Raw genomic sequence first — 11,214 nt, forward strand, 5'->3', positions numbered from 1 at the left:
GGTGCTGTAACCCCTCGAATTTGTAAAAACTCAACTATTCGTTACAGCCCCTTATCGAATATTTCCATTTCCATGAATGATATATTTATAGGTTGTTAATTCTTTTAACCCCATTGGACCACGAGCATGAAGTTTTTGTGTTGAAATTCCCATTTCACATCCCAATCCAAATTCTCCTCCATCGGTAAAACGAGTCGAAGCATTGACATAAACAGCTGCACTATCCACTAATGCCGTAAACAATTGTGCATGTTCTGTATTGTTTGTAACGATGCAATCGGAGTGATGTGTTGAATGGTTTTGAATATGCTCAATGGCTTGTTCTACATTTTTCACAACTTTAACAGCTAAAATATAATCTAAAAATTCTGTATCAAAGTCTTGATTAGTTGCCGGTATTCCATCGATGATTGATAAAGCTTGTGTATCTAATCTAAGCTGAACCTGTGGAATTTTTTCTTTTAATTTTGGTAAAAAAACAGATGCTATATTTTCATGTACCAATAACGTTTCTTCTGCATTACAAACCGATGGACGACTTGTCTTCGCGTTTTCAACAATATTTAATGCCATTTCGATATCACATTCATCATCTACATATACACTGCAAATTCCGGTTCCTGTTTCAATACAAGGTACCTTTGCATTTTCAACACAAGAAGAAATCAAGCCTTTTCCGCCTCTTGGAATCAATAAATCAATATATCCAACTCCATTCATAAGTTCATAAGCACTTTGACGAGTAGTATCTTCAATTAATTGTACCATTTCTTTTGGTAAAGCTGTTTTTTCTAATCCTTCTTGTAAAGCATCAACAATGGCTTTAGCAGAATTCCAAGCTTCTTTTCCTGTTCTTAAAATACAAACGTTCCCGCTTTTTATGGCCAAAGAAGCTGCATCGCTTGTAACATTGGGGCGACTTTCATAAATAATCGCAATGACACCTAATGGAACACTTTTCTTTTGAATGAGTAATCCCTTTCGATTTACTTCCTCTAATACTTTTCCCACTGGATCCTCTAATTCAATCACTTCTTTGATTCCTTTAGCCATGGATTCAATTCTTTCTTTTGTTAAAATCAAGCGATCCAATTTCACTTTAGACAATGTATCCTGTGCTTTTTTTACATCGATTTCATTGGCTTCTAATATTTCTGGAATATGTTGTATTAAAGATTGTGCCATATTATTTAAAGCATCATTTTTTTGTGTTGTATTTAAGACAATAGATTTTGATACCTCTTTGGCTTGTTTCATAATATCAATTGTATACATTTTTTATCCTTCTTTCTGAAATAACGTTCCCACAAATTGATTTTCCATAATATCATATAAAATTTCTGGATTCTTTCCATTAGCAATAATCATATCACAATTGGCTTTTGTGACAATTTGAGCTGCCTGTAACTTAGTAATCATTCCACCGGTTCCTACTTTTGAAGACGAATCTCCTGCTAATTTTAAAATAGATTCATCAATGGTTTTGACTATGGAAATTAATTGTGCGTCTTTATTTTTTGTGGGATCATCGGTATAGAGTCCATCAATATCCGATAAAATAATATATAAATTCGCATGAATGCTTTTGGCTACCACAGCTCCTAATGTATCATTATCTCCGATTTCAATTTCGCTTGTTGAAATTGTATCGTTTTCATTGATAACAGGTATACAAGAAAATGTTAATAATTTTTCAATTGTATTAATACAATTCTCTTTTCGATGTTCAATATCTTCATTTGTTAGTAAAACCTGTCCAATCGTATGATTATATTGACTAAATAATTTATCATAGGTATACATTAATTCACATTGTCCAATACTGGCAACAGCTTGTTTTCCCGGTAAAGACTGTGGTTTTTCTTTTAATCCTAATTTTCCCATTCCCATCGCAATGGCTCCACTGGAAACAAGAATCAATTCATGTCCTTCATTTTTTATGTCACTTAAGACTTTACATAAACTTTCCATTCGTCGTATATTCAACAATCCCGTAGATGGATGGGTTAATGTCGAAGAACCGACTTTTACTACAACTCTCATTGCATCCTCCCTTAAAATACTTGTGTCCATTCTATCATAGTTTTATTATATTGTTGAGAAATGAGGAAAAAAATATGTATACAGATAGTCATTGTCATATAACAGATGAATTGTTGTATGGAAGAATTGATGAAATTATGGAAAATATTTTAGAAAACAAAATAGATAATGTTATGGTGATTTGTTGTAAAGAAATTGATTATTTAAGAGCTATTGAATTAAAGAAACAATTTCCTTTTATTCGCATTGCCTTTGGATGGTATCCTCAAGATGCTCTGGAAATTACTAAAAAACATTTTGAATTACTGGAAAGTGTCATTTCTTCTTTGGATTGTGTAGGAGAAATTGGATTGGATTATTATTGGGATGATTCGTTTAAAGACAAACAAAAAGAAATTTTTATTCAGCAAATTCAATTGGCCAATCAATATCAAAAACCAATTTCCATTCATATGCGAAGTGCCACCAAAGATACTTTGGATATATTAAGAGAATATGCCCAGACAAAAATTATTTTTCATTGTTTTTCTGGCAGCAAAGAAACGATGATGGAATGTTTAAAAATGGATTCTATGATTTCTTTTGCCGGTCCTATTACATATAAAAATGCACGACAAGCCATTGAATGTATTGAAGCATGTCCAATTGATCGAATCTTAACAGAAACAGATTCTCCGTATTTAACGCCGGTTCCTTTTCGTGGTAAACAAAATGAACCAAAAAATGTTCAATTTGTCGCAAAAAAAATCTGTGACATCAAACAAGTCGATTTACTTGTTCTTTGTTCACAGATTGAAAAAAACTATCATTCTTTATTTCAATAATTCCTGGTATTGATTTCCAATATAAATTTGTTCGTTATATATGACAACTGGTCTTTTTACTAACATTCCATATTGTGCCAATAAAGAAACTAATTCGTCTTGTGTACTTGTTAGTTTCTTTTCTTTTATATTGAGTTCTCGATACAATTTTCCGCTTGTATTCCACAATTGATTTAAGGAAATTCCTTTATTCATCCAGTCCTTGATTTCTTCTTTAGTTGGATTGTCTTTTGAAATATCGCGATACGATACTTCATATTTTTCGCACAAAGCTTTATAAGCTTTTACACACGTTGAACAACGTGGATAACCAATAAAAAGTATTTTATTCATGTACATGTGAAAGAGCTGTGTTCAGTGCACCAGATAAAGAAGTATTTTCTTCTACAGCACGAATTAAAGCAGCCATCAATGGAGCTACTGAAATTACTTTCATTTGTGGATAATTCTTTTTGTTTTCGGTTTGATCAATTGTATCTGTACAAATAAATTCAACTAAACCACTACCAGATAAACGCTCAATAGCTGGTCCAGATAAAATTCCATGTGAACAAACGGCATATACTTCTTTTGCCCCTTTTTCTTTCAACATACGAATTCCAGAAACCAATGTACCCGCTGTATCAACCATATCATCGATAATAACAGCTGTTCTTCCACTGACATCTCCTAACAATCCCATGGCTTCGGCAACATTTGGTCGTGGACGACGTTTATCAATAATTGCAATCGGTGCATCCAATTCCAATGCCAGATTACGAGCACGTACTGTTCCGCCATGATCTGGTGAAACCACTGTAACATCTTCAATATTTTTATGTTTTAAATAATTCGCAATTAATTTTAAAGCCGAAATATCGTCGGCAGGAATATCGAAAAATCCTTGTTCCTGTGTCGCATGTAAATCAACTGTAACAACGCGATCGGCTCCTGCTGTTTCCAATAAACTCGCAACTAATTTTGATGTAATAGGTTGACGAGGTTTTGCTTTTCGATCTTGTCTTGAATACCCAAAATATGGAATTATACAGTTAATTGTTGATGCACTGGCTCTTTTGCAAGCATCAATTCCAATCAATAATTCCATTAAATTGTCGTTTACTGGACTATTTGTACTTTGTACAAAATAAACATGTTTTCCCCGAACAGATTCCCCTAATTCAACCAGAATTTCTCCATCCGCAAAGTGATTGACTTTACATTTTCCCAATTCAATCCCTAATTCTTTACAAATTCCATGTGCCAAGCCTATGCTTGATGATAAAGCAAATACAACTGTGTCTTTCATTTCATATTCTCCCACTTTTTTATCTAAACATTTTTTATGTTTAAACCATTTTTATTTCCTTTTTCATAGGAAAAAGGACCAATTCTTTGACCTTCTTTAATCAAACAATTTTCTATTTTACTATTATCAATGCAAACATTGTTTTCAATGACTGCGTTTTGAATCATAGAATTTGGTAAAATCTCAACAAAATCTCCAATTACTGTTTTTCCTGTTATTTCTACATTTGGATAAATAATCACATCATGTCCAATTTGAACATCTTTTCCAATCACTGTTCGATTTGGATCTACAATTTGAACGCCTTCCTTCATCCATTTTGTATTAATTCGTTGTTTCATTAATTCATAGGCTTTATTTAATTCCACACAATCATTGATTCCCATGACTTCATCACGATCTTCAATAACCAATCCTTTTACTTGTTTTCCTTGTGAAGACAAGATTTTAACCATATCTGTTAAATAATATTCATGTTGGGCGTTATTGGTTTTTAATTGATTGATGTTAGAAAATAAATCCTGGTTATCAAAGCAATACATTCCTGCATTGATTTCACATATTTTCTTTTGTTCTGGCGTACAGTCTTTAGCTTCTACAATCGAAATCACATTATTATTGGCATCTCGTACAATTCTTCCATAATGAGCACCGTCTTCTAAAATTGATGTCAATAAAGTACAGGAAGCGCCTTCATTGGCTTGAAACAATTTTTCCAGTGTTTCTGGTGTAATACAAGGCCCATCTCCATTAATAACCAATGTCTGACCTTTTTCTTCTTTTAATTGACTACATTGCATCACGGCATGTCCTGTTCCTAATTGTGGCATCTGCATCGCAAATTCACAATCTGGATATGCATCCATAATACTTTGTGCCTGATAACCAACGACTATCACTATTCTTTCTGTATGTACAGCTCTTAAAGCATCAATAATATATCCCAGCATAGGACGATCGATAATGGGGTGCATCACTTTACTGAGTTGTGATTTCATTCTCGTTCCTTTCCCTGCTGCTAAAACAATCGCATTACGCATCTTGTTCTCCTTTCCATACCCAATACATTTTACCAATTTTTGTCTACTTTTGAAACACAAAAAAGATAGTAAAAACTATCTTTAGTCTAATTCATCCAATTGCTGCTGATAAACACTGATTTTGTTTTTCAGTTCATCCACAACACTTTGTTTTTCATCCACAACCTGCTTAGCACTGTCCATATTTGACTTGGCATCATTCATTGTCGATTTTGCACTTTCCATCTTTGATTGTGCACTGTTTAAATTATTAACAGCTGTATTGTAGTCCGATTGAATGGAATCCATATTGGCTTTAGCACTTTCTACTTCTTTCCAGATTGCATCTCTTGTCTCTGTATCTGAATAATCTGTATTTAAGTATTCTGCATATTTCGCATTGTATGTGTTTTGATAACTTTGATACGTTGCGATTGTACTTGTATATGAATTTACTGTGCTTTCTTCATTATTATAAGCCGTAACCGCTTTATTATAAGCTGAAGTGGCTTGATCCAATGTTTCCTGTGCATCATCTAAATCCGATTGCGCACGTGATAAATCCGTTTTCAAGTCATTAATTTTTTCTTTTAATTCTGCTTTTTTTACGGCATTTTCTGTATTATTGTTTTTAGAATCTTCTTTCTTTTTACTCTTAGCCTTTGCCAGTAATTCATCAAAAGAATATCCTGTTTTTTGAATCAATGCTGTATCAATATCTTCTTTTTGAGAATCTGTTAATTTGTTAAATTTCGATTCTAAATCAATAATTTCCAGTTTTTCTTCATCATCATATAAATCATAGTTATCAACCCAATCCATGATTTCCTGATAATATTGTTCCTGCATTTCACTGCTAATGTTGTCACCCGCAAAATTCTGTACAATTTTTACCACACCAAAAATCAATAAAATAGTCAATAAAATACCTAAAACAGAAGCCACAATCACCGCAATGGTTTTTCCTCCACCTTGTTTTTTTGCCGGCTTTGCACTGGAAGTTTTCTTTAAATGAAAATCTTCTTTTGGTTCTTCTTGTTTCTTGCTGACTTTTTTTCTCGTTAATTGCGGTCCTTTTTGATCATCTAATAACGATTGAATTTCGTTATCATCAATCACAACCGTTCCAGAAACCGATTCTTCTTTTGTATTAATATTTTTAGGATTAAATGCACGTGTCCCTGATAAATTAGATGATTGTTCTTGTTTACAATCTTTCGCACTTAATACAATAGGCGTATCTGAGACATTTTCTTTTTTGACAAAAGAAGGAATTTCCGCTTCTTTTTTTACATTCTTATTGATTCTTTTTTTCTTAGATTGTGCAAAAGCATCCATTTTTTGATTTAATGTTTCATCTTCATATGAATCCAATAATCTGGAAATTTCATCTTGTTCTGTTTCTTTTCTTGTCATACAATCACCTTCGTGTTTCTATTCTATCAAAAGCGCTTTTGTTTTTCCATAGCCATTCTCTCAATCCATAGAGGATGTGCCGATAATAAGAATACCACATCTGGTTGTAATAAATCCATTCCTCTTTCAATTGTGTGACCCGTCGTACAAACATCATCAAATAATAAAATCTTTTGATTCGGTAATGTATATAGATTCTTTTTTTCAATGACTTGATGAATATTTTCTCGATGTGGATTACTGGATTGTTTGATATTGGTTTTTTTATATAATGGAGAATAAACTGTATAGGAATGTAAAATCAGAAAATTAGGTTCAAATCCTCGTTTCATTCTAGAAACTTCACTAGAACACATAACACATATAATATGCTTTTTTAATATAGTTTGAAATAAAGTATGATACTCATCTAAAAAAACAGGATATAGTGCAATATCTTTCTGGTCTTTAAATCGAAATAAAAGTCTTTCTAAAAATTCATTGTATTCATATAAAACATAGATCCATGTATTGTGATAATAATAGGCTTTTCGATGAACAATGAATTGATCTTGGCATTTTGTACAAATGAAAGAAGAATCCCATAAATTTCCTGGCCAACAGGCATTACATATTAAGCATTGACATTCATCTGTTTTAATTGTCGAATACAATTTTTGATAGATTCGTTTTGCGTATCGCATAAAATGACTCCTTTTCCAATGGGATCTAAAAAACTTCGTCCAACTCTTCCAAAAATCTGAATTAAACTTGATACATTAAATACACTGTGATTTCCTTTAAAAACAAGTACACAAACATTCGGAATTGTAATGCCTCTTTCTAATAGAGTTGTGGATATCAGGCATTGAAATTTTTTTTGATGAAATTCTTCAATTATTTTATCTTTTTGTGTAATTTGTGAGTGAATGGCTTTATTGGAAATAAAGAAGGAAAGAAGAAAATGAAGAGTATATGTATCTTGTATCGTTGGAACAAAAATAAGACTTTGTTTATTTTTCCATTTTTTTAAGTAATATAATAAAACAATGAATTGAAGAAAAATCGGAAGACAAATAACTTTTGGAATAAGTAAAGGATGTCCATGAGGTCGTTGAAAAAGAGTAACTATTTCTACGTTTTTTAATAAAGATTCATCTGGAGTAGCAGATAAAAATAATTTTTGTCCAATACAGGAACCATTCGCAATTTCTTTTAATACGTCATTTCCAATATATGGAAAAGCATCCACTTCATCCATGATCAATAAATCAAAGGCATAGGGATATCGATACAATTGATGCATTGTACAAACAATTAAATCACCATCCCATATATCGGTATAACCTTGGGTTACCGCAACAATTTGTAATGACGGAAATATTTTTTGTAGTCGTTCTTTAATTTCTAAGACCACTTGTCTTCGACTAATCGCAAATCCTACTTTTTTCCCTTGTGATAAGTATAAACAAATACTTTCTAAAGTAATTTCAGTTTTTCCGGCTCCTGTACAAGCATATAAAAATACGTCTTTTCCTTCTTGAAGAAATTGACACACTTTCGTTGATGCTTCTTTTTGTTTGGGTGTTAATTCATATTTTAGATGAGGTTGAATAGAAATTTTTTTTCTTGTGAGTGTTACTTTTTTTATAGGCGTATTGGCATCTATTCGAGAAAACATAATGCATTTTCGACAATAATAAACACCTTGATCAAAAGTAAACAAACGAGGATCCTGGTTTTGACAGCGAAAACATTTCATATTTATTTATACGAAAAAAAGAAGAAAAAAGAAAAAACGAATCAAAATAAATTCGCTTTTTGAATTCGATTGGCCGCTTCCATGATTTCTTTTTCATCTTGTACTAACGCAATTCTTACATATCGCTTTCCTTGTTCTCCAAAAGCCATGCCAGGCGTTACGACGACACCTGCTTTTTCTAATAATTCTTTTGTGAATGCCATGGAATCTGAATAGGAATCTGGAATTTTTGCCCACATAAACATAGTCGCCGGTGTTTTCGAAATATTCCATCCTGCTTCTTTAAATGCTTTGACAAGAGCATCTCTTCTATTTTGATATGCTAAACAAGTTTGTGCTATGCTTTCTTTTCCTTCTTTTAAAGCTGTAATAGCTGCATATTGAATGGGTTTAAAGATTCCATAGTCCATATTGGATTTCAACATTTCAAATGATTCAATTATATCTTTATTTCCAACGCAAACACCTAATCGAGCTCCTGCCATTCCAAATGTTTTTGAAAAAGAATTTAATTCCACTCCAATGTCTTTGGCTCCTTCAAATGACAGAAAACTTTTTCCAACTTTTCCATCAAAAACTAATTCACTATAGGCATTATCGTGTAAAACCAATATGTTGTTTTTTTTCGCGAATTGAATTAATTCTTCATAAAATGAATCCGGTGCAATGGCACATGTTGGATTATTGGGATAGGATACTATCATCAATTTTGCTTGTCTGGCAATTTCTGGATCAATTTGATTGAATTGAATTAAATAATTGTTTTCTTCTAATAACGGCATGTAATGAATTGTTGCTCCTGCAATCTTTGGTCCATCACTAAAGATAGGATAATAAGGATCTTGTACTAATACAATGTCTCCTGGATCACATATAGACATTGGAAGAATACTTAGAGCTTGTTGAGATCCTGAAACGCAAATCATTTCATCATAAGCTAAATCAACTTGATATCTTTCTTTGTACCATGTTTGAATAGCTTGTTTCATTTCGTCCATATCTGTAATGGCATACTTCCAGTTATCAGGTTCGTCCATTTTTTCTTTCATGGTTTCAATGATACAGGAAACGGGTGCAATATTAGGTGATCCAATAGAAAAATCTATGACTGTATTTCCTGTTCTTTGAATATATTCTTCTTTCATTTTTTTGATATTGGTAAAAATTGAAGTTTGAAATGCTTCCATTCGTTTTGTATGAATCATAGTGCCTCCAAAATAAAAGGTGTCAAAATGACACCTAATGTTCTATTTCTGATTAAATCCGTATTTTCTATTAAATTTCTCAATACGACCTTGAGCAGCCGCGAAACGTTGACGACCAGTGAAGAATGGGTGACAGTTACTGCAAGTATCTACACGCAATTCATTTCCTTTGATTGTGCTACCTGTTTCAAATTCTGCTCCACATGAAGTACAGATACATTTAACAGTGTGATAATTAGGATGAATTCCTTTTTTCATACTATTTTCCTCCTTCCGCCTTAAACTTCTATAAGTCTAAAGTAAGTGCTATAAAATAATAACATTCCATACGTCATATTTCAAGATAATTTCGACTTTAATTTTATAAGAAATTCGTTATAATTTCTTATATGAAAGCTTTTCAACATTTAAAAACAATTACACAACATAAAATGAAAGTCACTTGGCTATGTTTTCGTTGTCATTTATTTAAACAAGGGTTATTACACGATCTAAGTAAATATTCTTATATTGAATTAAAGACTGGTTTTAAATATTATCAAGGATATCGTTCTCCCATAGATGCTGAAAAAGAAGAAAAAGGCTATTCTCTGGGTTGGCTGCATCATAAAGGAAGAAACAAACATCACTGGGAGTATTGGTTAGACTTTGGTAAAGATGGAATTTATCCATGCCAAATGCCTGTAAACTATGTCATTGAAATGTTTTGTGATCGTGTAGCAGCCAGTATGATTTATCAAAAAGATAAATATACAGATTCATCGGCTTTGGATTATTACAACCAGGGAAGAAATAAAATCTTGATTCATCCCAATACCGATGCTCTAATCCATTCTTTACTGGTTTATTTATCCGAAAATGGATTGGATCAGACCATTGAATATATCAAAAAAGAAATCAAACAATAATGACTTCTTTTTAGAATAAACCATCTATCCAATTTTTTAGTTCACATAAAGGATTTTGCCAATCTGTTATTACTAAGTAATCAACAATAGTATTTTCATCAAAATAATAAAATATTGGAACATATTGAAAAGGTTTAAATGCAATTTTTAAATAATCCATTTCTTTTTTTGATGTATTTTCATCTATTACATATTTATAAATTATTACATCTCTATTTAATTTTTTTCTTCTTTATTTAATTTTTCACAATAATAACAGTCTTTCTTTGTTATCTCAATTATTATTCTGTTTTCATTATTTATTAGATTTTCAATTTCTTTAATATTTTCTATATATTCAAATTTTGTATAATTATTTTTACACCCATTTAGCATAATAGAAAATAATACTATCAAAATTATTTTTCTCATTTTTTATCGCTAAGTTCAACTAAAAAGTTGATGAAGGTAGTCTAAGCCACTGATTGTAAATCAGAATAAACTTGAAACACATCAAATGGCAGTTCAAAAGAACATATATCTTTTGTTACAAACGATATGACATTTTTTTCAATACGAATTCTATCAGTTCTGTACATCAGACGTAATCCTTATCCTTTCCATTGAATACAATATAATTATACCATATAATATAATCAGTCGTAACATATATAGGGGTATTTATGTTCAAGAAAGTAAAGGATAAATCATACTACACAAACAACCACAGCTGTTTCCTTCTGACAGCTCATCTTGTACTTGTGACAAAGTACAGAAAACCTGTGTTGAAG

The 11,214-nt window shown here is 31.7% G+C and carries 12 protein-coding genes; 2 read left to right on the forward strand and 10 right to left on the reverse strand.

Annotation, left to right across the window (positions count from 1 at the left end):
* Positions 1-51: 51 nt before the first annotated feature.
* Positions 52-1,275 (reverse strand): glutamate-5-semialdehyde dehydrogenase, encoded by a 1,224-nt coding sequence (locus ACI32A_RS04235; RefSeq protein ID WP_439753783.1) that lies wholly within the window; start codon positions 1,273-1,275, stop codon positions 52-54.
* 3 nt (positions 1,276-1,278) lie between these two features.
* The gene (gene proB / locus ACI32A_RS04240) at positions 1,279-2,043 is read right to left on the reverse strand and encodes a glutamate 5-kinase (RefSeq protein WP_439753784.1); all 765 of its coding nucleotides are present in this window, start codon (positions 2,041-2,043) and stop codon (positions 1,279-1,281) included.
* Between the two features lie 74 nt (positions 2,044-2,117).
* Between proB and ACI32A_RS04245 the strand changes: the two genes are divergently transcribed.
* Positions 2,118-2,867: a TatD family hydrolase gene (locus ACI32A_RS04245; protein ID WP_439753785.1), complete on the forward strand. Its 750-nt coding sequence runs from the start codon at positions 2,118-2,120 to the stop codon at positions 2,865-2,867.
* Here the strand turns inward: ACI32A_RS04245 and ACI32A_RS04250 are convergent.
* From ACI32A_RS04250 to rpmE, 8 genes are all read right to left on the reverse strand, one after another.
* Complete coding sequence (locus ACI32A_RS04250) at positions 2,856-3,200, reverse strand: ArsC/Spx/MgsR family protein (protein ID WP_439753786.1); 345 nt, start codon at positions 3,198-3,200, stop codon at positions 2,856-2,858. The two genes, ACI32A_RS04245 and ACI32A_RS04250, sit on opposite strands and share 12 nt — an antisense overlap.
* A complete protein-coding gene (locus tag ACI32A_RS04255) occupies positions 3,193-4,155 on the reverse strand; it encodes a ribose-phosphate diphosphokinase (RefSeq protein WP_439753787.1) in 963 nt (320 codons plus the stop codon). The genes ACI32A_RS04250 and ACI32A_RS04255 overlap by 8 nt, the downstream gene beginning before the upstream one ends.
* A gap of 23 nt (positions 4,156-4,178) precedes the next feature.
* The gene (locus ACI32A_RS04260) at positions 4,179-5,195 is read right to left on the reverse strand and encodes a bifunctional UDP-N-acetylglucosamine diphosphorylase/glucosamine-1-phosphate N-acetyltransferase GlmU (protein WP_439753788.1); all 1,017 of its coding nucleotides are present in this window, start codon (positions 5,193-5,195) and stop codon (positions 4,179-4,181) included.
* Positions 5,196-5,276: 81 nt separating this feature from the next.
* Positions 5,277-6,590 carry a coiled-coil domain-containing protein gene (locus ACI32A_RS04265; protein ID WP_439753789.1) on the reverse strand — a complete coding sequence of 438 codons (1,314 nt, stop codon included), beginning with the start codon at positions 6,588-6,590 and terminating at the stop codon, positions 5,277-5,279.
* Positions 6,591-6,616: 26 nt separating this feature from the next.
* Positions 6,617-7,273, reverse strand: a complete 657-nt coding sequence (locus ACI32A_RS04270) for a ComF family protein (protein WP_439753790.1) — start codon at positions 7,271-7,273, stop codon at positions 6,617-6,619.
* On the reverse strand, positions 7,204-8,331 hold the full coding sequence (locus ACI32A_RS04275; RefSeq protein ID WP_439753791.1) for a helicase-related protein: 1,128 nt from the start codon (positions 8,329-8,331) through the stop codon (positions 7,204-7,206). Before ACI32A_RS04275 ends, ACI32A_RS04270 begins: the two co-directional genes overlap by 70 nt.
* A 41-nt stretch (positions 8,332-8,372) precedes the next feature.
* Complete coding sequence (locus tag ACI32A_RS04280; RefSeq protein WP_439753792.1) at positions 8,373-9,536, reverse strand: aminotransferase class I/II-fold pyridoxal phosphate-dependent enzyme; 1,164 nt, start codon at positions 9,534-9,536, stop codon at positions 8,373-8,375.
* 42 nt (positions 9,537-9,578) lie between these two features.
* The gene (gene rpmE / locus ACI32A_RS04285) at positions 9,579-9,794 is read right to left on the reverse strand and encodes a 50S ribosomal protein L31 (RefSeq protein WP_439753793.1); all 216 of its coding nucleotides are present in this window, start codon (positions 9,792-9,794) and stop codon (positions 9,579-9,581) included.
* A gap of 131 nt (positions 9,795-9,925) precedes the next feature.
* Here rpmE and ACI32A_RS04290 point away from each other — a divergent pair, with 131 nt between their 5' ends.
* Entirely contained in the window at positions 9,926-10,444 is a 519-nt protein-coding gene (locus ACI32A_RS04290; RefSeq protein WP_439753794.1) for a DUF5662 family protein, read from the forward strand.
* Positions 10,445-11,214 lie beyond the last annotated feature (770 nt).

Origin of the sequence: Floccifex sp., from assembly GCF_051873555.1 — a bacterium.
Lineage (GTDB): Bacteria > Bacillota_I > Bacilli_A > Erysipelotrichales > Erysipelotrichaceae > Floccifex.

Excerpts from the sequence above, each read along its gene's own strand:
- ACI32A_RS04235 (WP_439753783.1), bottom strand. The coding sequence starts at position 1,275 with ATGTATACAATTGATATTATGAAACAAGCCAAAGAGGTATCAAAATCT.
- proB (WP_439753784.1), bottom strand. The coding sequence starts at position 2,043 with ATGAGAGTTGTAGTAAAAGTCGGTTCTTCGACATTAACCCATCCATCT.
- ACI32A_RS04245 (WP_439753785.1), top strand. The coding sequence starts at position 2,118 with ATGTATACAGATAGTCATTGTCATATAACAGATGAATTGTTGTATGGA.
- ACI32A_RS04250 (WP_439753786.1), bottom strand. The coding sequence starts at position 3,200 with ATGAATAAAATACTTTTTATTGGTTATCCACGTTGTTCAACGTGTGTA.
- ACI32A_RS04255 (WP_439753787.1), bottom strand. The coding sequence starts at position 4,155 with ATGAAAGACACAGTTGTATTTGCTTTATCATCAAGCATAGGCTTGGCA.
- ACI32A_RS04260 (WP_439753788.1), bottom strand. The coding sequence starts at position 5,195 with ATGCGTAATGCGATTGTTTTAGCAGCAGGGAAAGGAACGAGAATGAAA.
- ACI32A_RS04265 (WP_439753789.1), bottom strand. The coding sequence starts at position 6,590 with ATGACAAGAAAAGAAACAGAACAAGATGAAATTTCCAGATTATTGGAT.
- ACI32A_RS04270 (WP_439753790.1), bottom strand. The coding sequence starts at position 7,273 with ATGCGATACGCAAAACGAATCTATCAAAAATTGTATTCGACAATTAAA.
- ACI32A_RS04275 (WP_439753791.1), bottom strand. The coding sequence starts at position 8,331 with ATGAAATGTTTTCGCTGTCAAAACCAGGATCCTCGTTTGTTTACTTTT.
- ACI32A_RS04280 (WP_439753792.1), bottom strand. The coding sequence starts at position 9,536 with ATGATTCATACAAAACGAATGGAAGCATTTCAAACTTCAATTTTTACC.
- rpmE (WP_439753793.1), bottom strand. The coding sequence starts at position 9,794 with ATGAAAAAAGGAATTCATCCTAATTATCACACTGTTAAATGTATCTGT.
- ACI32A_RS04290 (WP_439753794.1), top strand. The coding sequence starts at position 9,926 with ATGAAAGCTTTTCAACATTTAAAAACAATTACACAACATAAAATGAAA.